The organism is Afipia sp. GAS231 (genome assembly GCF_900103365.1).
In the GTDB taxonomy this organism is placed as follows: Bacteria; Pseudomonadota; Alphaproteobacteria; order Rhizobiales; family Xanthobacteraceae; genus Bradyrhizobium.
The window spans coordinates 1815680-1840879 of record NZ_LT629703.1 but is presented as its reverse complement, the minus strand read 5'-3'; the positions used below and the strand labels follow the sequence as shown (position 1 = coordinate 1840879).

Genomic DNA, 25200 nt, shown 5'->3' with positions numbered 1-25200 from the left:
CGCGTGATGAGAAGTCTTATCGCGCTCGCCGTCTTGATCGCGGCCGGTCCGGCGCTGGCGGAGCAGGACAATTATATCGACTTCAATCGTGGCAAGGCGTTGGCCACGGCCGGCGATTGCATCGCCTGTCACACCGCGCCCGGCGGCCAGCCATTTGCCGGCGGCTTGGCGCTGCAAACGCCGTTCGGCGCGATCATGACGCCGAACCTGACGCCCGACGATGCGACCGGCATAGGCCGCTGGTCAAAGGACAATTTCGCGCGTGCGATGCATGAGGGCAGGCGGCCGGACGGGGTCTATCTCTATCCTGCATTTCCGTATCCGTATTACACCAAGGTGACGCGGCAGGACGTCGATGCGATCTATGATTATCTGCGGACCCTGGCGCCGGTGTCGAACGCCGTCAATCGCCGGACGCTGCCGTTTCCCTTTAATATCAGAACCTCGATGTGGGGCTGGAACGCGCTGTATTTCACGCCGGGTTATCTCGCTCCCGACTCCGAGCGCTCCGAGGAGTTCAACCGCGGCGGCTATCTGGTCGAAGGTCTCGGCCATTGCGGCGCCTGCCATACCCCGCTCAATGTGTTCGGCGCCAACAAGGCCGATCAGTACCTGAAGGGCAATCCGATCGACAACTGGATCGCGCCCAACATCACCAACGATCCGCAGGCCGGCCTCGGCCACTGGTCGGTTGACGACATCGTGCAATATCTCAAGAACGGCCAGAGCCGCACCAGTTTGGCCAGCGGACCGATGAAGGACGTCATCGAGAATTCGACGTCGAAGATGCCGGATGCCGATTTGAAGGCGATCGCGGTTTATCTGAAGGAACGTGGCGCTGCCGGCTCGCTGACACCGGCGCCGCTGCCGGCCAGCGATCCGCAAATGGTGGTCGGCCAGGCCATCTTCACCGATACCTGTTCGGCCTGCCACGCGCCCAACGGCGCCGGCGTCGAGCGATTGTTTCCGCGTCTGGCTGGCAATGCCGCCGTCAAGCAGGACGATGCCTCCTCGCTGGTCCACATCATCCTGACCGGTGCGCGGGCGACCGGCACCGAGGCGCGGCCGACGGCGCCGGCGATGCCGTCGCTCGGTTTCCGGCTCAACGACAGCCAGATCGCGGCCGTCGTCACTTACATTCGCAATAGCTGGGGCAATGCGGCGGCGCGGGTCGACGCGGATATGGTGAAGACGCTGCGCGGGCGTCTGAACTGAGTTATAGCGTTTTCGAGCGAACCGGGATCCACTTCGCTCGAAAACGCGTTAAAGGTACCACGCCAGCACGGCCTTGAGCAGGGCGTTCTCGATCACAGGCAGCACCACGATCTGGTTCATGCCGGCCGCGCGCGCGAGTTGCGAAGCGATGCATTCATCGGCCCTCAGGTGCTCGTTGATGGCTGGCATCCCGGTGGCCCAGGCGCCGCCGATGCTGCCTTCGCCTTTGCGGATGGTCTTTGACGCATAGAGCGTCGCCAGATCGGCGTCCTTGCTGCAATCGCCGGACTGAAACGTCAGCACGGTTCGCGACGCATCCGGCACCCAGATTTCAAAGCGCTTTGCAATCGGAGTCGCCTGCGCCGACAGGAACGTCATCACCCAGGTCTGATCGCCGATCCCATAGGGAATGCCGACGCCGCAATTGATGCCGATTTCGCTAGCTTCCTCCCAGCGCAGAAATCCCTTGGCGTTGTGCAGGTCCTTGATGATCAAGGGCATGCCGGCCTTCCAGGTGCGGCCGGGCAGGCCGAAGCCGCGCGGGAATTTGGTGTGGCGGGAGTTGAACTCGAACATGTCGGCCGTGCCGTAATAACCGTCGACCAGCCCCATCTCGTGCGATTTCTCGAGATCGTTGTGCCAAAGCTCGATGGCGCCGACGTGCTTTTCGTCGTCGCCGCAAAACAGCACCATCACCGCCATCAGGAATTCGCCGGCAAATACCGGCAGCGCGACGCCGCAGGTCAGTCCGGCCTCGACCGCTTCGTCGGTGCGCTTGAAATAGGAGTTGGCGAATTTCGTCAGGATCACCGGATGGCCGCTGGCCCATGCCTTGCCTGGCAGCCCCTCGTCATAGGCGAACAGCGCGTTTTCGCTGAGCGCCTTGAATTCCGAGTATTCCTCGCTAGCGAGGCAGCCGCCGAATTCCAGCCGGGTGCGGGTGCGATCGGGCACCCACAGTTCAACCACGCGAATAAACGTCTTCATCGGGGGACGCACCTGTCGCTACGCCGGCGCTTAAGCATCGGCGATTTGGCGACGGTGTGTGCGATCAAATTACAGGCAGAGCCCGCCCAAACTTCGTGCGGAGCCCAGGCAAGCCAAGCACGGGCGGAACTTCAATTCCGGTACGACGGATCGGTGCGGTCGAGCTTGCGCAGCAGCGCCGGCCAGGCGAGGTCGCCGTTGCGGGCCGGGCGGTCGACCCGCGGTCGCATCTTGTCGTAGGTTTCTTCCAGGATTTCCTTTGACGGATAGGTCAGCTTGGTGTTGCAGGACAACGCCATGATCTGTACCTGGCAGGCGCGCTCGAGACGGAACAGTACGTTGAAGGCCGCCGGCACCGTGCGGCCGACGACGAGCAGTCCGTGATTGCGCAGGATCATCGCCTCGTGGTCGCCGAGGTCGCGCACCAGCCGCGCCCGCTCGTCGACATCGTCGGCGATGCCTTCAAAGTCGTGATAGCCGATGTGGAGAAACCGCATCGAGGTCTGCGCCAGCGGCAACAGCCCGCATTCCATCGCCGAGACCGCCATGCCGGCCGGCGTATGCGTATGCGCCACGCAATCCATATCGTGCTTGGCCATGTGGATGGCGCTGTGAATCACGAAGCCGGCGACGTTGACGTTGTAGTCGGATTCATTGAGCAGGGTGTTGCCCTCGACATCGACCTTGATCAGGCAGGAGGCGTCGATTTCCTCATACAGCATGCCATAGGGGTTGATCAGGAACTGATCGGTCGTTCCCGGCACCCGGCAGGAGATGTGGTTGGCAACCATCTCGGTCATGCCGTAGATCGAGGTGAGGCGGTAGCAGGCCGCCAGATCGACCCGCGCCTGCCACTCCTCGGCGCTGACCTGTTCGCGCACCGATTTGACGACCTTGATGGCAGGTGAGCTGACGGGAGGATTCATGGCGCTTCTCCGGTGACAACGGCTATCGGGCCGGCGAGGGCCCTCATTTTCGGGAAGAATACAGGCAAAAATCACTGCGCCGCAAGGCGAGCCAAGCAGGCGTTATTGCAGGTCTGGCGGGTGAAATCCGAATGCGCCGGTTTCACCCAGAGCGCCGTCACCCCGCGCGCCGGACCAATTCCGCCGCCACGGTCTCGAACAGCGTCTCGCCAAGAACGTATTCCGTGCCGTCTCGCTCGAACGCGATCCAGCCTTCATTGAACCCGTCGAGCATTTGAATTCGCGGCGTCGGGTTCTTCATGCCTTGAGCGGCGAACAGGTCGTGCCAGGTTTCACGCGCGACGACTTCGGTGCGGACGTCGCGGCCGAGAATTCTGGTGAACGCCGCCGCCATCTCGATCGGCGTGACGCGGTGGCGGCTTTCCAGTTCCACGATGCGGCGGCCGGTCCAGTCCTCCTGCAGCAGTTTTGCGGCCAGCCTTCCGATATCGGCCGTGGCGATCATCGGCACGGCCTTCTCGACGGGCCGCAGAAAGCTCGGCATCGTACCGGCGCGGGCTGACGCGACATCCCACCGTGAATTCTCCATGAACCAGGCCGCGCGAAGGAACGCGATTGGGAAAGGCAGCGTCGAGAGGCCTTGTTCGACGAGGCCCAATTGGTTCAGCAAGTTCGGCTCGGTCGCCTGCGCACCGATCGTCGACAGACACACGATCTTCGGCGGCCGCGCTGTTTCAAGTGCCGTCCGTAATGTGCCGATAATCGCGCGCACTTCGGGAAAGCCCGGCGACGGATCGAACATCGGCGGGATCAGGATGAAGACGCCGTCGACACCGGTAAAGGCGCGCACCAGCGCCGCGCTGTCCGCGAAATCCGCCTGCGCGAGTTCGCAGCCCTTGGCCGCCCAGTCGCCGGCACGGTCTGGATTGCGGACCATCGCACGAACCTTTTGGTCCAGTTCGAGCAGGCTATTCGCGACCGCGCTTCCGACCTGACCGGTTATTCCTGTGACGGCATACATCGCGCTCTCCAGCCTGGCGTTGGGATCGCCCGCGGTATAGCCCCGCGCCATATTTGACTGAAGCGCGCTTCTGTCACATCATTGATGACTAAAAATCACGAGTAGGTCCGATGGCATTCGACGGGCGATTACTGGCGGGCGTGGGCGTGCTGGCGGCAGCGGTGGAGGGTGGCAGTTTCGTCCGCGCGGCCGAGGCCTTGGGCCTGTCCGCGTCGGGGGTCAGCCGCGCCATCGCCCGGCTGGAAGCGCGGCTTGGCATCCGCCTGTTCGACCGCACCACGCGATCCCTGAAGCTGACCGACGCCGGCGCGCGCTTCTATCGTGAGGTCGGGCCGTTGCTCGAAGGCATCGATGATGCGGCGGGCGCCGCTTCCGGATCTGCTGCCGTGGTGCGTGGCCGGCTCAGGATCAATGTCGATCCATTCTTTGCGCGGCTGATGCTGGCGCCGCGGCTGGCCGAATTGTCAAAGCGTTATCCGGAACTCGAGCTCGAATTGCTGACACGCGACGGGATCGGCGATCTCGTCGCCGAAGGTGTCGATCTCGCGCTCCGCTTCGGGCCGCCGCCCGGTGTGTCGCCGGTGGCGCGCCTGTTGTTGAAAACCCGCATCCTGACGGTCGCTTCGCCCGGCTATCTCAAGCGCCATGGCACGCCGAAAGAGCCGGCCGATCTCGTCGACCACGCCTGCATCCAGTTCCGCGATCCCCTGACCGGGCGACCATTTCCCTGGGAGTTTCACCGCAAGCGGAAAATCATCAAGGTCGACGTCAACGGCCCCTTCGTCATGACCGATGTCGGCACCATGCTGGAAGCCTGTGTTTCCGGCGCGGGCATTGCACAAGTGATGGAGTTCGGCGCGATGGATTATCTTTACCGCGGCCGGCTGGTCGAGCTATTTCCGGACTGGCCGGATGAGACCTTTCCGCTCTATGTATTTCACCCGTCCCGCCATCACGTGCCGGCCAAGGTGCGCGCCTTCATCGATTTCTGCAGTGAGATGATCAAGTGAGTGCCGAGAATACCAGGTCCGAAGCTCGCTACCGGCTGATCGGCTCGACCGCATCGCCTTATGCGCTGAAGCTGCGGGCGCTGTTGCGCTACCGCAGAATTCCGTTCGACTGGGTCATCATGACCAAGGCGCTGCGGAAGGCGACCGAGCATCTGCGCCCGAATCTGATTCCGGTGCTGCAATATCCCGATGGCACGTTTCGCGGCGAGACCACCGCGCTGGCGTATGACCTGGAAAGTCGTCACCGCGAACGGTCTGTCATCCCCCAAGACAAGGCGGTCGCCTTTGTCTGCGATCTCTTGGAAGATCTCGCCGACGAATGGGCGGTCAAGCCGCTGTTCCTGTATCGCTGGTGGGATCCGGAGGATCAGGCCTATGTCTCGCGCTGGGCCGGCGAGGAGTGGTCGGTGTCGGAGGCTGCGACCGGCAGCGCCGAGGAGATCGAGCAGTTCCGCCAGCGCCAGATTTCGCGCATGGTCATCCTGGGGGCAACAGCCGAGAACAGGCCGCTGCTGGAAGCGAGCTATCTCAGGACGCTTGCCGCATTCGAGCCGCATATCGGCATGAACAATTACCTGTTCGGCAGCCGGCCGTCGCTCGCCGACTTCGCCTGGTTCGGGCAGCTCAGCGAGATGGCGACCGATCCGACGCCGATGCGTATCATGCGCGCCAACGCGCCGTTCACCGATCACTGGGTGCGGCGGCTCGACGATGCCTCCGGCGTCGAAGGCGAATGGTATCCGCGCGAGCAGGCGCTCGGTGGCATGGCCGAAGCGTTGTTGAAAATTGCCGGCGAACTTTATCTGCCGTTTCTCGCCGCCAACGCCGAGGCTTTTCGAGAGGGCGTTGAACGGCTGGAGATCAATGTCTGGGGCCTGACTTATGCGCTGGCGCCGTTCAAGTATCAGGTAAAATGCCTGCAGCAGCTTCGCGACAAGTTCGCCGGCCTCGATGCGGAGGCCAAATCGGCGCTGCATCCGGTGCTGGAGCGTACCGGATGCTGGCGGCGTTTGATCGCCAGCTGACATGCGCCCAGAGGCAGTAGTTGCCGGTCCGAAAATCTGTATCTATGAGTGTCGCGACGGCCCGTGCACGGCCAGAGCCGGTCCCGGCTTTGGAAGCGCCGGCTTTCAGCATGCGGGAGTGACGAGATGGCTGGCTTGGTAATCACGGGTGGCCGGGTGGTAGATCCGGCCAGCGGGATGGACGCCGTCGGCGATGTGGCGGTGCTGGACGGCCGGATCGCCGCCGTCGGGACCGGGCTTGGCAGCGCCGAGCGGTCGATCGACGCGACCGGACTGGTCGTCGCTCCCGGCTTCATCGACTTGCACGCGCACGGCCAGTCGATACCGGCCGACCGCATGCAGGCGTTCGATGGGGTAACGACGACGCTCGACCTCGAGGCCGGAGTCTTGCCGGTCGCGTCCTGGTATCGGCGCCAGGCCACGCGGGGACGCGTGTTGAACTATGGTGCCGCCACCAACTGGGCGTTCGCGCGCATCGGCGCGATGACCGGCTCCAACACCGAAAGCTCGCTCGAGGCGTTCGGCAATGCCATGCGCGATCGCCGCTGGATCGATAACGTGGCCAGCGAAACCGAAGTGGCGGGCATCCTCGACCGCCTTGCAGGCGGGTTGAACGAGGGTGGCATCGGCATCGGCATCCTCAACGCCTATGCCCCAGGTGCCGGCGTGCAGGAGCTGACCGCGGTGTGTCAACTGGCGACGACGCATGCTGTGCCGACCTTCACCCACGTCGCCTACATGTCCCGCATCGACCCGGAGAGCGCCGCCGAGGCCTATATCCGCCTGATCGGCTATGCCGGCGCCACCGGCGCGCACATGCACATCTGCCATTTCAACTCTTCCAGCAAGACCGACGTGGAGCGCTGTGTTGCGCTGGTGGCCAAGGCGCAGGCGCAGGGGCTTCCGATCACACTCGAAGCCTATCCCTACGGCACCGGTTCGACGGTGCTGGCGGCGGCGTTCTTCAGCGATCCCGAATTCGAGGCGCGCAATGGCCTGGGCTACGATTCGGTGCAGCGGGTGACCGACGGGCGGCGTTTCCGCGACCGGGCGGAATTGCTTGCGGCCCAGGCCGCCGAACCCTCCACGTTGGTGTTGTGGCATATCCTGGATACCGAGAACAATTCGCACCATCGTAACCTGCTGGATATGTCGGTGCTGTATCCGGGCGGCGCGATCGCCTCCGATGCCATGCCCTGGACGCTGTCGGACGGCAGCGTTTACAAAGGCGACGCCTGGCCGCTGCCCGACGACGCGACGTCGCATCCGCGTTCGGCGGGTTGCTTCACGCGCTTCATTCGCGAATGGGTGCGTGAGCGCCGGGCGGTATCGCTCATGGAAGGCATCCGCAAGTGCGCGCTGATCCCGGCGGAGATTCTTAGCCCCAGTACGCCCGCGATGCGTGCCAAGGGCAGGCTGCAGCCGGGCGCGGATGCAGACATCGTGGTGTTCGATTTCGACACACTCACCGACCGGGCGACGTTCTCGGCGATGAATCGTCCGTCCGAGGGCGTGCGTCACCTCGTGGTCAGCGGCCAGCCGCTGATCACGGATGGCGTACTGGATCTGGCGGCAAGGCCCGGTCGGCCGGTGCGCCGGCCCGTTGCCGAGAGCTGAAGATGTCGGTCCCGGTTGTGCTCGTGGCCGGATTCCTCGGAGCGGGCAAGACCACGGTCGTGAACCACCTGCTGGCGCATGCCGGAGGAAGGCGGATTGCCGCCGTCGTCAACGATTTCGGCGCGATCAATATCGATGCGGAGCTGATCACGGGTGCCGATGGCGTGGTGAGCCTGAGCAATGGCTGTATCTGCTGCTCGCTCGAGGGCGATCTGCTGCGCACGCTGGCGCTCCTGCTGCGGCGTGATCCGAAGCCGGAGGTCATCGTGATCGAAACCAGCGGGGTAGCCGACCCGACCGATATCGTGCGCAACCTCATGGACCCGATGATCTGGCGGGAGGCGCCGTTGGAAACGGTGCTGTGCGTGGTGGACGCGACGGCTCCGGTGGCCAAGCTGGACGATGCGCTGTTGCGTTCTCAGATCCGGGCTGCCGATGTGATCGCGCTCAGTAAGGTCGACCTGGCGGACGCGGCCAACCACGCGCGGGTGCGCGACGCGGTCCGGGCGATGCGTCCGGCGTCGGTGCTGGTCGATGCGCCGCATGGCAAGATCCCGACAGCGCTTCTTTTCCCGGACGTGGATCGTGTGCCGGTCCCGCGCGAAGCAGGGCGACGAGGGCCGGCGGCAGATCGGTTTGAGACGCTGAGCTGGACGTCGGAACAGCCGGTGTCGTTGTCCCGGTTGCAGGAGGCTATCGGTCGGCTTGCTCCGAAGCTGGCGCGGGCGAAGGGTCTGTTCGACACCGTGGAGCAGCCCGGCCGCTTGATGGTATTTCAGTTTGCCGGCGGGCGGGCGACGTTGGCGCCAGGCGGGCCGCCGGCAGCAGGAAAACCGCGGACACGGATCGTGTTCGTAGCCGAGATCGGCGTCCTCTCACGCGCCGAGATCGACAGCATCATGCAAGGATGCATCGAAGCCGAGGCGACTTGAAAGCGCGCATTTCGTCCCTTTACCGGGCGCGCCACGCGCCTGACTTCCTTCGGCTGCGGTACCGGACTTATCGGTAGACGTACTCAACCCTTCGGAAAGTCTTTGCGCATCGCAATTTCGGCGGCGATGCAGGGTGACAGCACGTTGCCGTCGAAGGCCATTTCACGCATCTCGCTCGTAGCGCGATAGGTGAGCCCTGAGCATCTTCAGCATGTCGTCCCTGACGGGATCGCGTGTGCCGCGGGTCCAGGCCGCCGCCAGCGGCAACTTGTTCAAGTTGGACGTCGCAAGCCGGACGTAGCGAACACCACGGGCCGCCATGCGCGACGTCCATTTCGGGACGATCGCGACCCCCAGTTTAGCCGACACAAGATTGACGATGGTCTGCTTTTCATCCGCAATCTGGACGATGCGGGCCTCCAGCCCGGCTTCCGCAAACAGTTTCATGGTGAGATCGTGGCTGTGCGGTCGGGAACGACGTTCTGGCACGATCAGCGGCTGGTTTGCGAGGTCGGCAATCGTCACTCGCTTCTTTGCTGCAAGCGGATGATGGTCGGGAACGGCAACCACGGCGGTTTCATGAAAGAGAAACATGAATTCGAGCCGCTTGTCCGGCGTTTCGGAAGGACGGACGAAAGCAAGATCGATTCGGCCGGACAGAAGCCGGGGAATCAAGCGGATGGTTTTATCCTCGGCCAGTTGCACCGTGACGTCGGGCCGCTGCTCCCGGAAGTCGTGCAGCAGCATCGGCACCAGCCCGGCGGCGGCGCTATCGATCGCCCCGACGCGGATCGTGGCGGCCTGATTTCGGCCACGGGTCCGGAATTTGGCGGCGAGCGCCTCGGCTTGCGACAGCAGCGCGCGCGCCTCCTTGAGGAGAGCCGCACCGTCGTCGGTTAGCGCGACGCTGCGGGTGGTGCGGATCATCAGCCGGGTGCCGAGGTCTTCCTCGAGCAGCCTGATAAAGCGGCCAAGCGCCGAAGGCAGCATTTCCAGCCGCTGCGCGGCCCGGCCGAAATGCAGATCTTCGGCCGCAGCCACGAAGCATCGCAATTGGTGAAGATCCATCGGTTCTCTCCTGGATCTCGATTATATCATTTTTTTGTATAAACCGCAGCCAATTGAGTCCTGCCGGCCCTGGCCTCAGGGTGGACTTCAACGCGTCGGACGGCGCGGAAAATCAAAAGCAACAGACCAGGCGAGGAGCCCCCATGAGTGCCGAGCTGGAAAAGCGCGTGCTGCGAAAGATCAGCTTCCGCATCGTTCCCTTTATCATGCTGCTGTATTTCATCGCTTTCATCGACCGGGTGAACATCGGCTTCGCCGCGTTGACGATGAACAAGGACCTGGGGTTCTCGTCGTCGGTGTTCGGCGTCGGCGCCGGCATTTTCTTCCTTGGATATTTTCTGTTCGAGGTGCCCTCGAACCTGATCCTCGAAAAGGTCGGCGCGCGGCTCTGGATCGCCCGGGTGATGATCACCTGGGGGCTGGTTTCTGGTGCTTTTGCGTTTATTCAGGGGGAGAGGAGCTTCCTCACCTTGCGCTTTTTGCTCGGCGCGGCAGAGGCCGGCTTCTTCCCCGGCATCATTCTCTATCTCAGCTTCTGGTTCCCGGCGCGTTACCGCGCCGGCGTGGTTTCGTTGTTCATGGCGGCGGCGCCGATCTCGGTGGTTCTTGGTTCGCCGGTTTCAAGCGCGTTGCTGGAGATGGACGGTCTGCTCGGGCTCAAGGGCTGGCAGTGGATGTTCATCATGGAGGCGATCCCGGCGGTTCTCCTTGGCTTCGTCGTTCTCGGCTACCTGACCGACAAGCCGGCAAAGGCGAAGTGGCTGAAAGATGATGAGCGCGCCTGGCTTGTCAATGAAATGGACGCGGAACATGCCGCCAAGGCCGCGACCGCCAGCCACAGCATCTGGCGCGGTTTGGCCGACATTCGTGTGCTGGCGCTGTCGCTGATCTACTTCGGCACCTCGGCCGGACTTTATACCCTTGGCATCTGGGCGCCGCAGATCATCAAGGAGTTTGGCTTGTCGACCATGCAGGTTGGCCTGCTGAACGCCGTTCCGCCGACGGTTGCCGTGATTGCGATGGTGCTCTGGGCCCGCCATTCGGACAAGACCAACGAGCGTACCTGGCATGTCGTCGGCGCCTGCGTCGCCGCCGCGGCGGGTCTCATGCTCGCGGGATCCGCCGGATCGGTCGTCTCCGTCGTTGCGGCGCTCACGCTCGTCAATATCGGCATCAGTTCGGCAAAGCCGCCGCTGTGGGCGATGCCGACCATGTTCCTGTCCGGATCCGCGGCCGCTGCGGGCATCGCGACGATCAATTCGATCGGTAACCTCGGCGGTTTTGCCGGGCCCGCGATGATCGGCTGGATCAAGGATTCGACCGGCAGCTTTCTCGGCGGCCTGTACTTTGTCGCCGGCCTGCTTGTCCTGTCGGCCGTTCTCACACTCGTTCTATCACGCTCGAACCAGTCGACGGCGGCTCAACCGCACTTCGATCACTAACCGCCCAAAGCATCACGATCAGAAAACATACGGAGCAGAAAAATGCGTACTCACCGGATTGCCGCCATGGGCGGAGATGGAATCGGTCCCGAGGTTGTTGCGGCGGGCGTGCAGGCGCTCAAGGTTTGCGCCGAGCGCGACGGTCAATTCAAGCTGGATTTTCAGGATTTCGACTGGGGCTCGGATTACTACAGGAAGCACGGCGTCATGATGCCGGCCGATGGCGTGGATCAGCTCAGAAAGTTCGATGCCATTCTGTTTGGTTCCGTCGGTGCACCCGACATTCCCGACCACATCACCTTGTGGGGATTGCGCCTTGCGATCTGCCAGCCGCTCGACCAATACGCCAACGTGCGCCCGACCCGGGTGCTGCCGGGAATCACCAGCCCGCTCCGCGATGTTTCCGGTCCGGAACTGGATTGGGTGATCGTGCGCGAAAATTCGGAAGGCGAATATTCCGGCGTTGGTGGCCGGGTGCATCGCGGGCTGCCTGAAGAAGTCGCCACCGATGTCTCCATCATGACGCGAACCGGGGTCGCCCGTATCATTCGCTACGCGTTCAAGCTGGCGCAGTCCCGCCCGCGCAAGCTGCTGACCGTCGTCACCAAGAGCAACGCGCAGCGTCATGCGATGGTGATGTGGGACGAGATCGCCGCCGAAGTCGCGAAGGAATTTCCTGATGTCACCTGGGATAAAATGCTGGTCGACGCCATGACGATGCGGATGACCATGAAGCCGCAGACTTTGGATACGATCGTGGCAACCAACCTGCATGCCGACATTCTTTCGGATCTCGCGGCGGCTCTCGCAGGCTCCCTCGGCATTGCACCCACCGCCAATTTGAACCCCGAGCGGAATGCGCCGTCGATGTTCGAGCCGATCCACGGATCGGCCTTCGACATCACCGGCAAGGGTATCGCCAATCCGGTTGGGACCTTCTGGACGGCGGTCATGATGCTAGAGCATCTGGGCGAGAAGCCGGCGGCCGACCGGCTGATGAAAGCCATCGAGCGGGTGACCGCCGATCCGTCGCTGCACACCCCCGACCTTGGTGGCAAGGCCACCACCAAGCAAGTGACCGATGCGGTATGCGAAGAGTTGCGAAAGGCCAACGACTAATCGGTCCATTCTGCCGGCCCATCTCGCGGGCCGGCAGCCACTGAGTTCAATGCGACAGCGCCTCGCTCCGTGCGGTGCTGCAGGAAACGTCCAATGCTTGGCGAGCCGCGACAACTGCTCAAGGCGATGTTCGATGCGGCGATTGGCGCGGCTTCACCCAGGCTTCGCATTCCGGCGTTTCTTCCTCCGCCGCCCAAGGGGCGCACCGTGGTGATCGGCGCCGGAAAGGCGTCGGCCGCGATGGCAAAGGCCGTCGAAGATCTCTGGCCCGGCCCGCTGGAAGGACTTGTGGTGACGCGGTACGGCCACGCCGTACCCTGCGAACGCATTGAAATCGTCGAAGCTTCGCATCCGGTTCCCGATGAAAACGGTCATCGCGCGGCCCGGCGTATCATGGAAATGGTCCAGGGGTTGAGCCCCGACGACCTCGTTTTAGCGCTGATCTCGGGTGGCGGATCGTCTCTCCTGAGCCTGCCCGCGTTGGGCCTGACCCTGAAAGACAAGCAGGCCGTCAACGCAGCACTACTCCGGTCCGGTGCCTCGATCGGCGAGATGAATATCGTGCGCAAGCATCTCTCGGCGATCAAGGGAGGCCGGCTCGCGGCAGCGGCCCATCCGGCCAAACTCCTGACTCTCGTGATCTCGGACGTGCCGGGCGACGATCCGGCCGTGATCGCCTCAGGTCCGACCGTTCCCGACAGTTCGACTTTTGCCGAAGCCCGCGCCGTGATGGAAAAATACGGGATTACCGAACCGCGTTCCGCAATTGATCATCTGATCCGCGCTGCGGACGAAACCCCAAAGTCGGGTGCGCCCCGGCTCGCCAATTCCAGCACGGCCATCATCGCCACGCCTCAGCTTTCGCTGGAGGCGGCCGCGGACCTCGCCCGAAACAACGGAGTGACGCCTCTCATTCTCGGTGACGCTCTTGAGGGCGAAGCGCGCGAGGTCGGCCGGGTGATGGCAGGGATCGCGCGGCAGGCGGCGCTACGAGGCCAGCCGGCCGTACCACCCGTCGTGCTGTTGTCGGGAGGCGAAACGACCGTCACCGTCAAAGGGAAAGGGCGCGGAGGCCGCAACGTCGAATTTCTGCTTTCGCTGGCCGTCGAGCTCGACGGCCAACCCCGCGTGTTCGCGCTGGCTGGTGATACCGACGGCGTAGATGGCGCCGAAGAGATCGCCGGCGCCATCATAACTCCCGACACCCTCGCTCGGGCCGTCGACCGTGGAATCAATGCCAAGCAGCGCCTGGCCGATAATGACGGTCACTCCTTCTTCGAAGCTCTCGGCGATCAAATCATCACCGGGCCCACACTGACCAACGTCAACGATTTCCGCGCCATCCTCATCATCTAATCCCAGGAAAGGCCGGCCGGTTAGGGCCGCGACACAACATGCGCCGTTACCGCAACGCCAAGATCATAGCGACCCTGGGTCCCGCAAGCTCAAGTCCGGAAATTGTTCGTAGCCTCTTTGACGCCGGGGCGGACGTGTTCCGTTTGAACTTCAGCCACGGCACCCACGAGGATCACAAGAAGCGCTACGACATTATCCGCTCAATTGAGAAGGACGTGGGCAGGCCCATCGGGGTTCTCGTAGACTTGCAAGGGCCCAAGCTGAGGGTTGGCACATTCGCGGCAGGGCGGGTGATGCTGATCACCGGAGCCAGGTTTGATTTCGACCTTGGTGGCGGGCCGGGAGACGGCGCGCGGGTAGGCCTGCCGCATCCGGAGATCTTCCAGGCACTGTCTCCCGGTGTTCAGCTTCTGCTTGACGACGGCAAAGTCCGCCTGGAAGTCGAGTCGTGTGACGCGGGTAGGGCGACGACACGGGTTCTAGTGGGCGGCCCGTTGTCCGACCGCAAGGGAGTAAGTGTCGTCGGAGCCGTGCTACCGCTTTCAGCGCTGACGCCCAAAGATCGGATTGACCTGACGTACGGCCTTGAACTTGGCGCGGACTGGGTGGCGCTATCGTTCGTTCAACGGCCGGAGGATGTCGAAGAAGTCCGCAGCATCGTCGCCGGACGCGCAGGGGTGATGTCAAAGCTGGAAAAGCCTTCGGCGGTCGAACATCTCGATGCCATCGTCGCGCTTTCGGATGCGGTGATGGTCGCGCGTGGCGACCTCGGCGTCGAAATGGCTCCCGAACAGGTACCACCGATCCAGCGGCAAATCGTTCGTGCCTGCCGGCTCGCAGGAAAGCCCAGCGTGGTCGCGACGCAAATGCTGGAGTCGATGATCGAGGTTCCGACGCCCACCCGCGCCGAAGCTTCCGACGTGGCTTCGGCCATCTATCACGGCGCCGATGCGGTGATGCTTTCGGCGGAATCGGCATCCGGAAAGTTTCCGATCGAGGCGGTGACGATGATGGACCGCATCATCAAGGCCGCGGAGAACGATCGGGGGTATTACCGCCGGATGAGCGATGCGGCGCGTCCGGCGCCCGCCGCCACTATTCCGGACGCGATCAGTGCCAGCATGCGGCTGGCAACCGATCTGCTGCCCATCGCCGCGGTCGTCACCTACACCAGTTCCGGCTCGAGCAGTCTGCGCGCATCGCGTGAACGGCCGGCGACTTCCATTCTCAGCATGGCCGCGAGCGTGGAGACGGCGCGACGCCTGACGTTGGCCTGGGGGATTCATTCGGTGGAAGTGCCTGCGATTGGCTCGCTGGACGAGATGAGCTCGTTTGCTGGCGAGACCGCGCTCAGGGAGGGCTTCGCAAACAAGGGTGACACCATTGTCGTTGCGGCGGGAAGTCCGGTCGGGATATCCGGAACAACGAACATGTTGAAGATTGTGCAGGTCTGAACGGTCGCGGTGATCCGACTGCTGGCGTGCGGCTGGGCGCGTCCGCGTCCTAGCCCTTGGGGAAATCCTTGCGCATCGCGATTTCGGCGGCGATGCCGGGCGACAGCACGTTGCCATCGAAGGCCGGTTGGCGTTCGGTGACGATGTCGTAGAGCGAAATCTGCTTGATCGGCTTGGCCAGCAATTCCCGGATGCAGCCCGCCAGGGTGCCGTTGTAGACCATATACGGCGTCTTGCTGGTGACCCGCTGGTTGTTCAGCGAGGGCCACTTCTTCAGGTCGGCGGGTGCATCGTAGGCAATCGGGATGTTTTCCGCGAACGTGCCTGGTTCCGGTATCTCGAACATCCCTCAAGGCTACGTGAGGATGGTAAACAGATTTTAAACCGGAGGCCGGGGCTTATTTCCGGTGCCGGCTGCCCAGCGCCGTTGCGATCGACTCCGGGTTCTTGATGCGCTCGACTAGAAGGTCGATGCGGTCGCCGCCCCAGAACAGTTCGCCGTTGAAGACCATGGTCGGCACGCCGAACACGCCGAGCGCTTCGGCCTCGTCGATGATGCGGTCATGCTCCGCGCGGGCCGGGCCGTGAACATAGGCCTCGAAGTCTTTCGCCGAGCCACCGACCGAGGCGATCACGCCTGAAATGTCCGACAACTCGTCGATTTCGAGGTCGTGGTTCCAGAACCTTCGGAACACCGTGTCATGGTAGGGTCGGAACAGGCCGTGGCGTTGCGCGAACAGCATGCCGGCGCTGGAATAGAAGGCGTCATAGATGCGCCGCGGGCCTTTCATGGTGAGGCCTTGCGCGTTGGCGTAGCGCCGCGCGTCCATGTAGGCGTAACGTACCTTGCGCCAGAAATGCGGCGTGCGCGCTTCCACCGTTCCCATGAATTCGGCAACGCGCAGCGTGTAGGGCAGCCATTCCAGCTCGATGTTGTATTGCTGCTCGAGTTCGAACAGCCGCTTGTTGGCGACGAAGGCGTAGGGGCTCTTGTAGTCGGTGTAGACGCGTACGCGCGGCTTTTCCATCGCTGGTCCTTGGCGGGTCCTTGGCTGGTCCTTGTTCGGGCCATTATCCCCAGCCGAATAAAACACGGAACCATGCATTGGGTCACGTGCCCGAGCCGGCAACGCCGATCGCACGATGGAAATCCACACGATGGAAATCCAGACGGCTGAATTGGGTGATTCAAACGAGTGGGCCCCGGTGCATCTAAGGCATCGCGGGGCCCTGCATCTTCGTTTTAGCGAAGGATGGCTGGTATAAACCAGTATGATCTAAGGATCCGGAGAGCGCGTGGCCTTTGCGTTCCAGTCCCGTGGGGTATTCTCGATTTTAGACGGTGCAATGAGGCAAACAGCTGCTTTCACCTCAAGCGCGCCGGAACCTTGCGCTGAGCAAGGTCACCAGTCTGATCCGGTGGCGTCATGCTCCTCCTCAAGAGTTGGCCTACGAACTTGCGTCCGTCCCCGCTGCGAGCCGTCTCGATCACATGACCAGGCGTCAATTCCTGCGAAGCGGGGAGCCGCGCGCTCCGATACCCCGGCAGGTGCAGCGTCGGAAATGCTGCGGCAGATATCGGCATGTGTCAAGCGAAGTCGGTGCCGGTTCCACTGCGGCGTTCGGCCAAATGCTGCAGGAGTCCTGACCCACTGCAGCGCGATCAGATTTTGGTTTGCCGGTATTGCGTGAAATCCGGATCGTGCGTCATCGACCAGTAGTCGACAAAGCGCCACGGCATCGCCGAGAACACCCGGCCCTGGCCGTTGCGGTAGTAGGTGGTCATGCCGGGATGAGTCCAGATCAACTGCTCATGTTCGGCATCGACTTTTCGGATGTATTGATCGTGTGCGTTGGGATCGACATCGATCGCGGCGACGCCTTGCTCGATCATCGCGACGAGACACGACGAGATGTAGCGGCTCTGGCACTCGGACTGGAAGATCACACTGCCGCCATGCGCCGGGCCGGTATTCGGCCCGAGCATGACGAAGAAGTTTGGAAAGTCCGGTACGGTCAGGCCGAGATAAGCGGTCGGATTGTCGTTGGCCCAGGCCACCTTCAGATTCTTGCCGCCACGTCCGCTGATGTTGAGGCGCGCCGCCATCTCCGTGACCTTGAAGCCGGTCGAGATGACGATGATGTCGGCGGGCCGCAATTTTCCGTCTGACGTGACGATGCCGTCGGGCGCAAAGCGATCGATGCCGTCGGTCACCAGTTCGACATTCGGCCTGGTCAGCGTGCTGAACCAGCCATTGTCGAGCAGGATGCGCTTGCCGTAGGGCGGATAGGTCGGCACGCATTTCTCGATCAGGTCGGGACGGTCTTTCAGTTCGGAATGAATGAAGTTCGTCAGTTCCTCGCGATGGCGGTCATTGCCCTTGTTGACGGCGCGATCGGGATGCGGCCAGTCCGGATCCTTGCGCAGGAACGGCAGCAGGCCGTCGCCATACCGCCAGAACATGTTGAAGCGGTACCACTGCACATAGAACGGCAGATGCGCGAGCAGCCATTGCGCGCCGTCGGAGATAGGGTCGTTCAGTCCCTCGACCGGCCTGGCCCATTGCGCGGTACGCTGATAGACGGTGACCGATGCAACGCGGTCGGCGATCGCCGGCACCAGTTGCATCGCGGTCGCCCCGGTGCCGATCACGGCGACATGCTTGCCGTCAAACGCGATGTCGTCGGACCACAATGCCGAGTGCAGCGTCTCTCCCTCAAAGGTTTCTTCGCCCTTGAAATGCGCAGGCAAGGGATCGTTGAGCTGACCGATCGCGCTGACCAGCGTGGTCGATTCAAAGACCTCCTCGCCGTCAGCCGTCTTCAGCGTCGAAATCCAGCGGCGCTTGCTTTCGTCCCAACGTGACGACGTCAGTTCGGTATTGAGGCGCAGATGCTTCCGGATGTCGTATTCGAGCGCGACCTTCCTGAGGTAGTCGAGCAGCTCCTGGCGCTTGGCGAAATAGCGCGTCCAGGGATTGCGGGCGCCGAACGAGAACGAATAGGAATGGTTTGGCGTGTCGACGCCGCAGCCGGGGTAGCGGTTGACATACCAGGTGCCGCCGAGCTCGGCGTTCTTCTCGACGATGGTGTAGGGGATGCCGAGCCGGCCGAGCGTGACGGCGAGCGCGATGGCGCAGACGCCGGCGCCGACGATCAGCACGTGCTGCTGCGCCAGCTCTTCGTTTCCCGGCGGCTTGCTCCAGCGTACCTCGCGCGGCACAAATCCCATTTCTTCGCGCATCAGCGGCGCATATTCCGGCGCGACGTTCTCGCCACCGAGCGTCGCGCGCATCATGCGCAGCATCAGATCATTGTCGGGGTCGGCAATGGCGGGCTTGGGCTCACCGTTCTCGAACAGCTTCAGCACCGCGGCGCGGATTTCCGCCTGGATCTCCGGCGGCACGCCCGCTTGCGGATCGGGGATCAGGCGCACGTCGCGCTTCGGTTTGTACGGCGGCTCCAGCCAGCGCTCGTCGCCGGTCATGTGCACCAGCACCATCAGCAGCACGCGGATGTCGCCTTCGGCGATCGCCGAGGCGAGGTCGAGTTTCCTGCGCGGCAGTTCGACGTTCATGCTGACGCTCCCGGCGGTTTCGGCAGGCCGCCATAGGCGGCCCAGGTGGTGCCCGCGATGTAGCCGGCATCGACCGGCAGGTTGATCCCAGTGACGCCAGAGCTCAGCGGCGACAGCAGCCACGCGATCGCCTGCGCCACTTCAATCGGTTCGACCAGCCGGTTCATCGCGGTCGGGCTTTCAAGCAGTTCCCTGTTCAGCGCACCGGAGGCGATGCCGGCTTCGAGCGCGGCGGTGCGGGTGAAACCGGGCGACACCGCATTGACGCGAACGCCGGTGCGGCCCCATTCGGCGGCGAGCGTCTGCGTGATCTGGATGACGCCGGCCTTCGCCGCGGTATAGGCGTGGATCGGGCCGGAACTCATGCCGGCCACCGAGGCGACATTGACGATGGCGCCGTGGCGGCGTTCCGCCATTTTGACGCCGACGCTGCGGGCGACCAGAAACGTGCCGCGCAGGTCGATGTTGACCTCACGGTCCCATTGATCCATCCGCACCCGTTCGATCGGGTGCATCTTGCCGAACACGCCGGCGGCATTGACGAGACCGGTAATCGGGCCGTGCGCGGTCTCGATATCTGATATCCCCTGCACGACGGCGCTTTCGCTGCCGACATCGAACGACGCGGGCCACAGGATCGTCCTGGTTCCAGCCAGCGGTTCCGGCGCGATATCCGTGATCACGACTCGGCGGCCTTGCTCGGCGAGCAGCGCAGCTGTCGCAGCGCCAATGCCGCGGCTGCCGCCGGTGACGAGAACGATACCCTCAGCGGTCATGGCCGGTGCCTTTGTCGGATGTAGCGAACAGCCCGCGCGTCATCAGCTTTTGATAGGCCGAGATGACGTGGTCGGGGACGGCGGTGACTTTGCCGCCGGAATAGGAATAATGCTGGCTGAGATAGCCGCGCGCGCCCATCAGTATGTAGACGATGGCCTCGAATTCCTGGTCGCTGAAATCCTCGATCGCGCCGGCATCGCGCGCCCGCTGCAGAATCCGGACGTAGGCGATGACGATGTTATCGAGGTGTTTCTGGTAACCGGTCGGTGCGAAGAACTCGGCTTCGTTGAGGATGCGCAAAAATTCCGGCACCTCGCGGATGAAATCGAAGAACGCGCCGAAGCGCTCGATCTCCTGCCGCGCCGCCTGCGCCGTGCCGGTGCGGTCGCGGATGAAGCGCACCATGTCGATGCCGATCTTCGGCAGCAACTGATCGAGCAGTTCCTGGCGGTTTTCGAAATGATTGTAGAATGTGCCCTGGGCGACGCCGGCTTCTTCGGTGATGCGGGCGACCGAGGCTTCGGCATAGCCGTATTTGCCGACGATCTTGGTGGCGGCGTCGAAGATCTTGCGCTTGGTCCAGGCGTTGCGCTCGACGCGATTGAGCTTTGTGACTTTGCCCGATGCGGCTTGCGAGGTCGGCGTCATGTGTGGGCCTCCAGTTCGGCGCGCAGCACGCGCTTGAGCACCTTGCCGGACGGATTGCGCGGCAGGCTGTCGCGGATGATCAGTTGTTTCGGCACCTTGAAGCCGGCGAGGCGTGCGCGGCAGTGGTCGGCAAGGGCAGGCAGTTCCAGCGCCGCGCCGTCGCCGAGCACCACGATCGCGACCGGCTTTTCGCCCCAGCGCGGATCCGGCAGGCCGATGACGGCAACTTCGCGCACCTGCGGCATTTCGTAGATCACGCGTTCGACTTCGGAGGAGGCAATGTTCTCGCCGCCGGAGATGATCATGTCCTTCTTGCGGTCGGTCAGATAGAGAAAGCCGTCATCGTCGAGATAGCCGATGTCGCCGGTGCGAAACCAGTCGCCGAAAAACGCCGCCGCGGTTTTCTCCGGATCCTTCCAGTAGCCTTGCGTGACCTTCGGCCCGCGCAGGCAGATCTCGCCGTTCTCGCCGGCGGCCAAACGATGACCCGTGTCGTCGCGGATTTCGATCTCGACATGGGCGATGGCGCGTCCGGTCGAGCCGATCTTTTCGATCTCGCGGCCGGCGTCCATAAACGTGTCGCCGCCGCAGCTTTCGGTCAGGCCGTAGGCATCGATGTAGCGCGCGTTGGTGAAATATTCGGAGAAGGCGCGAATCCGCAGTTCCGGCGTTTTCTCGCCACCGCCGATCGCCCAGCGCAGGCTCGAGACGTCGTACGTGTCGCGGGCCGGGCAGGTGAGGAGCGCGGTGGTCATCACAGGCGCGAACCATGCCGCGTTCAGTTTCTCGGTTTCGATTGCCGCCAGCGCCGCTTCCGGCTCGAAATTGCGGTGAATCGAAAGCAAGCCGCCGTGCCAGAGCACGGCGATCCCCGGCAGATCGAGCGCGCCGACATGATAGAGCGGCCCGACCACCAAGAGCCGCGTGTCGGCGTTCAGTCCCAGCGCTAGCGTCTGATCGGCCGATTTCCAGTAAATGTTCTCGTAGGAAAGCATCACGCCTTTGGGCCGGTCCGTGGTGCCTGAGGTGTACATCAGCCGCATTAGGTCGCGCAGTTGGCGGACGTGAGCAGGCGCGGGCGCGATATCCGGGGCCAGCCGCGTAGCGGTTGCTTGCGCGGCTTCATCGAGCAGCACCACCGGGGCGCCCGCTGCGATATCCGCAAGCTCTTCATCCGCGATCAGAAGTTTCGCGCCGGAATTGCCGACGATGTAACCGACCTCGTCGGCCGACAGGCGGTAGTTGATTGGCAGAAACACCGCGCCGATATGGCTCGTCGCAAACACCAGTTCGAGAAACGCCGCGCTGTTCTTCATCAGCACCGCAACGACGTCGCCGGGGCCGATGCCGCGCGAGACCAGCCAGCCGCCGACGCTCCGGATGCGGGCATCGAGCGTGGCATAGGAAATCTCCTCGCCGCGGTATTTCAGCGCGGCGCGATCCGGCGTCCGCCGGGCGTGAAAGGCAATGAAGCTGGAGAGATTGATCATTATCCCACGCAACAGGCCGGTTTCCGGCTCATTCCTCCCTGAAGTCCGGTCCTGGCCGGACTTCCATTTTTGGTTTGACGCGTTTTCCTGGCGCGAACCGGTACCCACTTCGCTTGAAAACGCTGTCGATGAATTATGAGTCGTAATTCATCTTTGGCTTGACGTCACCCCCCTTGCTCTGAAATCTTGTGGTCACGGAGGCAACACGATCTCCGGCAGGGATTTGGGAACGCAAACCCGACAGGGAGGGAACAATGACGAGAACCCGCAAACCGGGCGTCAGCCGTCGCGCGACGCTCGCGATAATGGGCGCCGGTGCCGTGACCTTTGCTGCGCCATGGGTGGCGCGCGCACAGGCCAAGACCATCAAGATCGGCATGCCGACCATTCTGTCCGGGCGCGTAGCCCAGCTCGGCACCTCCTCGCGCAACGCCGTGATGCTGGAAGTCGAGAAGGTCAACGCCGCGGGCGGCCTGGCCGGCCGGCAGATCGAAATGGTGATCCGCGATTCCAAGGGGGCGCCGCAGGAAGCCGCCCGCGTCGCGCGCGAGCTGGTCAACACCGACGGCTGCGAACTGCTGATCGATGCCGAAGCGTCGTCCGGCGCATTCGCGGTGCATGAAGTCGCGCGCGATCTCGGCGTGTTCTGCATCCATACCAATTCGGAAACCTCGGCGCTGACCGCCGATCCCAAGCAGCACATTCCCAATGCGTTCCGCACCGCGCGCCAGGGCGTGCATGATTCAATCGTCGGCGGCCGTTATGCGGCGACGATTGCCAAAGCCAAGGGCCTGAAGAAGTGGGCGACCTGCGCGCCGGATTACGCCTATGGCCGCGACACCACCGGCGAGTTCACGACGTACCTGAAGCGCTTTGCGCCCGACGTCGAGATCATCAGCGAGTCCTGGCCAAAACTGTTCCAGCCCGACTACACCGAAGTCGTCACCAAGATCCTGCAGGCGAAACCGCAGGCGCTGTATTCCTGCCTGTGGGGCGGCGATCTCACCTCCTACATCGATCAGGCCAACATCTACGCGATGTTCAGCGCGATGGAGGTGTTCGCGGTCAATATGGCCGACTACACCGCGCTGACGGTGGTGAAGAACCTGCCGAAGGGCATCCACTCCGGCAACCGCTACATCAAGACCTATCCGGCGACCGCGGAGAACGCCGCCTGGGGCGATGCCTACAAGGCGAAATACAACGAGTATCCCACCAACTGGTCGTGGGAGAACGCCACCGCGATCATGCTGCTGGCCGAGGCGTCCAAAAAAGCCAATTCCGCCGACGGCAAGAAGATCGCCGAGGCGCTGCGCGGCCTCACCATCAAATGCCCGTTCGGCGCCGACGGCACCGTGACGATGCGGGCCGAAGACCAGACCCTGATCGGTTACGCCATCGGCTGGGGCACCACGATCCCGCAGGAGCCCTATGTGCCGCAGGTCGAAGCCGGTGACTGGAAGACCATTCTCGAACTCGAAGCCGAGTGGAAGAAGAGCAAGGGCTACACCTGATCGATCGTCGAAGAGCGGAGGCGGCATCGGCTGCCTCCGCGTTTCACACTTTGGTTTTTCGCGTAGCCGTCGATGGCAGCGCGCCGTAACGGATATTTGTCTTGGATCTCGACGCGCTCACCGGCTGTCTCGCCAGTTCCGCCTGCCTGGTGACGCAAACCACCAGCGGCTTCATCATCGGCATGTTGCTGTTCCTCGTCGCCGTCGGGCTGACGCTGATCTTCGGCGTGCTCAAGGTGGTGAACTTCAGCCACGGCGCCTTCTATATGTTCGGCGCCTATTTCGCGATGACCGCCTATCAGTTCACCGGCAGCTTTGCGCTGGCGATGCTGTGCGGCGCGGCCGGCACAGCCATCCTCGGCCTCGTGTTCGAACGCGTGTTCATGAGCAGGGTCTACGGCGCCGACGTGCTGATGCAGTTGCTGGTCTGTTACGCCTTCGTGCTGATCTTCGACGACGTCGTGCGGATGATCTGGGGTCCCGAGTTCAGGTCGATGGGCATGCCGGCGGCGTTCCAGGTGATGCCGCTGTTCATCGCCGGCGGCGTGGTGCCGCCATATTATCTGCTGCTGATCGGCGTCGCACTGGCGATGGCCCTGATCCTCGGCCTCGGCCTTGCCCGCACGAGGCTCGGCAAGGTGATTCGCGCCGCGGCGCATAATCCGGGCATGGTGTCGGCGCTCGGCATCAACACCGGGCTGATCTATGGCGGCGTGTTCGCGCTCGGCGGCATGCTGGCGGGCCTTGCCGGCGCGCTGGCAGCTCCCGTACGCTCGCTGACTCCCGGTATGGGATTTTCGGTGCTGATCGAATCCTTCATCGTTACGGTCATCGGCGGCATGGGCTCGATCCTGGGCGCGCTGATCGGCGCGCTCCTGATCGGCATGATCCGCTCGTTCGGCTCGCTCGGCTTTCCCTTGTTCACGGAAGGCCTGATGTACCTGTTCATGGTGATCGTGCTGGTTATCAGGCCCACCGGCCTGTTCGGCAAGGAGGTCGCATGACCGAATTGCAGGCCGAACAGGCCGCCGCCGTTCCGCGCATCGAGGTCAAGGCGCGACGCCTGCGCTATCTCGACGTGCTGATCGCGCTGATCGCCTTTGCCGTGCTGGCCAGCCTTCCGCTGTTCTTCGGCAGCAAGGCGTTGCTCGATTTCGTGATCCGCTGCTCCGCGTTCGGGTTGTTTGCGACCTCGCTCAACCTCTTGGTCGGCTATACCGGCATGATCTCGTTCGGCCACGGCATGTTCTTCGGCCTCGGCGCCTATGGTTTCGGCCTGATCATGCAGCGCACCGGCGTGCCGGTTCCGGTCGCCTTTGTCGGTACGCTCGTCATCACAACGATCATCGCCACCGTGATCGGCGCGATCTGCGTGCGGCTGAAGGAAATTTATTTTGCTTTCGTGACGCTGGCGTTTCAGATGCTGATCCACTCTACCATCCTGTCCTGGGCCTCGCTGACCGGCGGCGACCAGGGCTTGCGTGGCGGCATCAAGCGGCCGGTGTTTCTTGGCATCGATCTGTCGAACCACGTCCATCTCTATGTCACGAGTTGCGCGCTGCTGGTGATCGGCTTGCTCTTGATGCGGCAGATCGCGCAATCGCCGTTCGGCTATACCTTGCGCATGATCCGCGACAACGCCAACCGCGCGAGTTTCATCGGCATCGACGTCTGGCGCGCCAAGCTGACGATCTTCGTGCTGGCGGCGCTGTTTGCTTCCACCGGCGGCATCATCATGGCGCTGTTCGTCTCCGGCGCCTATCCTGAATTCGCCTACTGGACGATCTCGGGCGAAGGCATCTTCATCAACATGCTGGGCGGCGTCACCACGTTCCTGGGACCGATGGTCGGCACCGTGCTGCTCCTGATCCTCAACGACACCGTGACCCGGCTGACCGAATATTACGGCATCGTGCTCGGGATCGTGATCCTGTTCTTCGCCATCGGCCTTCGAAAAGGCCTGATGGATTTCGTGGTCGAGTGGGTCGCGCAGCGCCGCGAGCGGGCAGGGGATATCTAGCC

General features: G+C 63.1%; 22 protein-coding genes. 12 read left to right on the top strand and 10 right to left on the bottom strand.

Annotated features, from left to right (window positions below; translation table 11 throughout):
• Positions 1 to 6 precede the first annotated feature (6 nt).
• On the top strand, positions 7 to 1215 hold the full coding sequence (locus BLS26_RS08775; RefSeq protein WP_092517812.1) for a cytochrome c: 1209 nt from the start codon (positions 7 to 9) through the stop codon (positions 1213 to 1215).
• A 48-nt stretch (positions 1216 to 1263) separates the two neighbouring features.
• On the opposite strand, the gene BLS26_RS08770 is transcribed toward BLS26_RS08775, so the two are convergent.
• From BLS26_RS08770 to BLS26_RS08760, 3 genes are all read right to left on the bottom strand, one after another.
• On the bottom strand, positions 1264 to 2202 hold the full coding sequence (locus tag BLS26_RS08770; protein WP_092510218.1) for a GAF domain-containing protein: 939 nt from the start codon (positions 2200 to 2202) through the stop codon (positions 1264 to 1266).
• A 131-nt stretch (positions 2203 to 2333) separates the two neighbouring features.
• Positions 2334 to 3128, bottom strand: coding sequence for a class II aldolase/adducin family protein (locus tag BLS26_RS08765; RefSeq protein WP_092510217.1), 795 nt, complete (start codon positions 3126 to 3128; stop codon positions 2334 to 2336).
• Between the two features lie 157 nt (positions 3129 to 3285).
• Positions 3286 to 4149 (bottom strand): NmrA family NAD(P)-binding protein, encoded by an 864-nt coding sequence (locus BLS26_RS08760; RefSeq protein ID WP_092517810.1) that lies wholly within the window; start codon positions 4147 to 4149, stop codon positions 3286 to 3288.
• 110 nt (positions 4150 to 4259) lie between these two features.
• Here BLS26_RS08760 and BLS26_RS08755 point away from each other — a divergent pair, with 110 nt between their 5' ends.
• The 4 genes from BLS26_RS08755 (at position 4260) to BLS26_RS08740 (ending at position 8733) form a co-directional block, all read left to right on the top strand.
• Positions 4260 to 5159: a LysR family transcriptional regulator gene (locus tag BLS26_RS08755; RefSeq protein ID WP_092510215.1), complete on the top strand. Its 900-nt coding sequence runs from the start codon at positions 4260 to 4262 to the stop codon at positions 5157 to 5159.
• Positions 5156 to 6184 carry a glutathione S-transferase N-terminal domain-containing protein gene (locus BLS26_RS08750; protein ID WP_092510213.1) on the top strand — a complete coding sequence of 343 codons (1029 nt, stop codon included), beginning with the start codon at positions 5156 to 5158 and terminating at the stop codon, positions 6182 to 6184. Before BLS26_RS08755 ends, BLS26_RS08750 begins: the two co-directional genes overlap by 4 nt.
• Positions 6185 to 6310: 126 nt before the next feature.
• Positions 6311 to 7801 carry an amidohydrolase family protein gene (locus tag BLS26_RS08745; RefSeq protein ID WP_092510211.1) on the top strand — a complete coding sequence of 497 codons (1491 nt, stop codon included), beginning with the start codon at positions 6311 to 6313 and terminating at the stop codon, positions 7799 to 7801.
• Between the two features lie 2 nt (positions 7802 to 7803).
• Positions 7804 to 8733 carry a GTP-binding protein gene (locus BLS26_RS08740; protein ID WP_092510209.1) on the top strand — a complete coding sequence of 310 codons (930 nt, stop codon included), beginning with the start codon at positions 7804 to 7806 and terminating at the stop codon, positions 8731 to 8733.
• Positions 8734 to 8895: 162 nt separating this feature from the next.
• Here the strand turns inward: BLS26_RS08740 and BLS26_RS08735 are convergent, their stop codons facing one another.
• A complete protein-coding gene (locus BLS26_RS08735; protein ID WP_092510207.1) occupies positions 8896 to 9801 on the bottom strand; it encodes a LysR family transcriptional regulator in 906 nt (301 codons plus the stop codon).
• A gap of 143 nt (positions 9802 to 9944) precedes the next feature.
• On the opposite strand from BLS26_RS08735, the gene BLS26_RS08730 reads away from it, so the two are divergent.
• From BLS26_RS08730 to pyk, 4 genes are all read left to right on the top strand, one after another.
• The gene (locus tag BLS26_RS08730; RefSeq protein ID WP_092510205.1) at positions 9945 to 11243 is read left to right on the top strand and encodes an MFS transporter; all 1299 of its coding nucleotides are present in this window, start codon (positions 9945 to 9947) and stop codon (positions 11241 to 11243) included.
• Between the two features lie 42 nt (positions 11244 to 11285).
• Positions 11286 to 12362, top strand: coding sequence for a tartrate dehydrogenase (locus BLS26_RS08725; protein WP_092510203.1), 1077 nt, complete (start codon positions 11286 to 11288; stop codon positions 12360 to 12362).
• A gap of 93 nt (positions 12363 to 12455) precedes the next feature.
• Entirely contained in the window at positions 12456 to 13718 is a 1263-nt protein-coding gene (locus tag BLS26_RS08720) for a glycerate kinase (protein ID WP_092510201.1), read from the top strand.
• Positions 13719 to 13756: 38 nt separating this feature from the next.
• Positions 13757 to 15172, top strand: a complete 1416-nt coding sequence (gene pyk / locus BLS26_RS08715; protein WP_092510199.1) for a pyruvate kinase — start codon at positions 13757 to 13759, stop codon at positions 15170 to 15172.
• Positions 15173 to 15221: 49 nt separating this feature from the next.
• Here the strand turns inward: pyk and BLS26_RS08710 are convergent, their stop codons facing one another.
• From BLS26_RS08710 to BLS26_RS08685, 6 genes are all read right to left on the bottom strand, one after another.
• The gene (locus tag BLS26_RS08710; RefSeq protein WP_092510197.1) at positions 15222 to 15518 is read right to left on the bottom strand and encodes a hypothetical protein; all 297 of its coding nucleotides are present in this window, start codon (positions 15516 to 15518) and stop codon (positions 15222 to 15224) included.
• Positions 15519 to 15570: 52 nt separating this feature from the next.
• A complete protein-coding gene (locus BLS26_RS08705) occupies positions 15571 to 16200 on the bottom strand; it encodes a 2-hydroxychromene-2-carboxylate isomerase (RefSeq protein WP_092510195.1) in 630 nt (209 codons plus the stop codon).
• 635 nt (positions 16201 to 16835) lie between these two features.
• On the bottom strand, positions 16836 to 18749 hold the full coding sequence (locus tag BLS26_RS08700) for an NAD(P)/FAD-dependent oxidoreductase (protein ID WP_092510193.1): 1914 nt from the start codon (positions 18747 to 18749) through the stop codon (positions 16836 to 16838).
• Complete coding sequence (locus tag BLS26_RS08695; protein ID WP_092510191.1) at positions 18746 to 19525, bottom strand: SDR family NAD(P)-dependent oxidoreductase; 780 nt, start codon at positions 19523 to 19525, stop codon at positions 18746 to 18748. Before BLS26_RS08695 ends, BLS26_RS08700 begins: the two co-directional genes overlap by 4 nt.
• On the bottom strand, positions 19515 to 20174 hold the full coding sequence (locus BLS26_RS08690; protein WP_092510189.1) for a TetR/AcrR family transcriptional regulator: 660 nt from the start codon (positions 20172 to 20174) through the stop codon (positions 19515 to 19517). The genes BLS26_RS08695 and BLS26_RS08690 overlap by 11 nt, the downstream gene beginning before the upstream one ends.
• The gene (locus BLS26_RS08685; protein WP_092510187.1) at positions 20171 to 21664 is read right to left on the bottom strand and encodes an AMP-binding protein; all 1494 of its coding nucleotides are present in this window, start codon (positions 21662 to 21664) and stop codon (positions 20171 to 20173) included. The genes BLS26_RS08690 and BLS26_RS08685 overlap by 4 nt, the downstream gene beginning before the upstream one ends.
• A gap of 254 nt (positions 21665 to 21918) precedes the next feature.
• On the opposite strand from BLS26_RS08685, the gene BLS26_RS08680 reads away from it, so the two are divergent.
• From BLS26_RS08680 to BLS26_RS08670, 3 genes are all read left to right on the top strand, one after another.
• A complete protein-coding gene (locus tag BLS26_RS08680; protein WP_092510185.1) occupies positions 21919 to 23178 on the top strand; it encodes an ABC transporter substrate-binding protein in 1260 nt (419 codons plus the stop codon).
• A gap of 101 nt (positions 23179 to 23279) precedes the next feature.
• A complete protein-coding gene (locus tag BLS26_RS08675; protein ID WP_092510183.1) occupies positions 23280 to 24182 on the top strand; it encodes a branched-chain amino acid ABC transporter permease in 903 nt (300 codons plus the stop codon).
• On the top strand, positions 24179 to 25198 hold the full coding sequence (locus BLS26_RS08670; protein WP_092510181.1) for a branched-chain amino acid ABC transporter permease: 1020 nt from the start codon (positions 24179 to 24181) through the stop codon (positions 25196 to 25198). Before BLS26_RS08675 ends, BLS26_RS08670 begins: the two co-directional genes overlap by 4 nt.
• Positions 25199 to 25200: the final 2 nt, after the last annotated feature.

Bases quoted from the DNA above. Each gene is read 5' to 3' on its own strand.
- BLS26_RS08775 (WP_092517812.1), top strand. From the start codon at position 7: ATGAGAAGTCTTATCGCGCTCGCCGTCTTGATCGCGGCCGGTCCGGCG.
- BLS26_RS08770 (WP_092510218.1), bottom strand. From the start codon at position 2,202: ATGAAGACGTTTATTCGCGTGGTTGAACTGTGGGTGCCCGATCGCACC.
- BLS26_RS08765 (WP_092510217.1), bottom strand. From the start codon at position 3,128: ATGAATCCTCCCGTCAGCTCACCTGCCATCAAGGTCGTCAAATCGGTG.
- BLS26_RS08760 (WP_092517810.1), bottom strand. From the start codon at position 4,149: ATGTATGCCGTCACAGGAATAACCGGTCAGGTCGGAAGCGCGGTCGCG.
- BLS26_RS08755 (WP_092510215.1), top strand. From the start codon at position 4,260: ATGGCATTCGACGGGCGATTACTGGCGGGCGTGGGCGTGCTGGCGGCA.
- BLS26_RS08745 (WP_092510211.1), top strand. From the start codon at position 6,311: ATGGCTGGCTTGGTAATCACGGGTGGCCGGGTGGTAGATCCGGCCAGC.
- BLS26_RS08740 (WP_092510209.1), top strand. From the start codon at position 7,804: ATGTCGGTCCCGGTTGTGCTCGTGGCCGGATTCCTCGGAGCGGGCAAG.
- BLS26_RS08735 (WP_092510207.1), bottom strand. From the start codon at position 9,801: ATGGATCTTCACCAATTGCGATGCTTCGTGGCTGCGGCCGAAGATCTG.
- BLS26_RS08730 (WP_092510205.1), top strand. From the start codon at position 9,945: ATGAGTGCCGAGCTGGAAAAGCGCGTGCTGCGAAAGATCAGCTTCCGC.
- BLS26_RS08725 (WP_092510203.1), top strand. From the start codon at position 11,286: ATGCGTACTCACCGGATTGCCGCCATGGGCGGAGATGGAATCGGTCCC.
- BLS26_RS08720 (WP_092510201.1), top strand. From the start codon at position 12,456: ATGCTTGGCGAGCCGCGACAACTGCTCAAGGCGATGTTCGATGCGGCG.
- pyk (WP_092510199.1), top strand. From the start codon at position 13,757: ATGCGCCGTTACCGCAACGCCAAGATCATAGCGACCCTGGGTCCCGCA.
- BLS26_RS08710 (WP_092510197.1), bottom strand. From the start codon at position 15,518: ATGTTCGAGATACCGGAACCAGGCACGTTCGCGGAAAACATCCCGATT.
- BLS26_RS08705 (WP_092510195.1), bottom strand. From the start codon at position 16,200: ATGGAAAAGCCGCGCGTACGCGTCTACACCGACTACAAGAGCCCCTAC.
- BLS26_RS08700 (WP_092510193.1), bottom strand. From the start codon at position 18,749: ATGAACGTCGAACTGCCGCGCAGGAAACTCGACCTCGCCTCGGCGATC.
- BLS26_RS08695 (WP_092510191.1), bottom strand. From the start codon at position 19,525: ATGACCGCTGAGGGTATCGTTCTCGTCACCGGCGGCAGCCGCGGCATT.
- BLS26_RS08690 (WP_092510189.1), bottom strand. From the start codon at position 20,174: ATGACGCCGACCTCGCAAGCCGCATCGGGCAAAGTCACAAAGCTCAAT.
- BLS26_RS08685 (WP_092510187.1), bottom strand. From the start codon at position 21,664: ATGATCAATCTCTCCAGCTTCATTGCCTTTCACGCCCGGCGGACGCCG.
- BLS26_RS08680 (WP_092510185.1), top strand. From the start codon at position 21,919: ATGACGAGAACCCGCAAACCGGGCGTCAGCCGTCGCGCGACGCTCGCG.
- BLS26_RS08670 (WP_092510181.1), top strand. From the start codon at position 24,179: ATGACCGAATTGCAGGCCGAACAGGCCGCCGCCGTTCCGCGCATCGAG.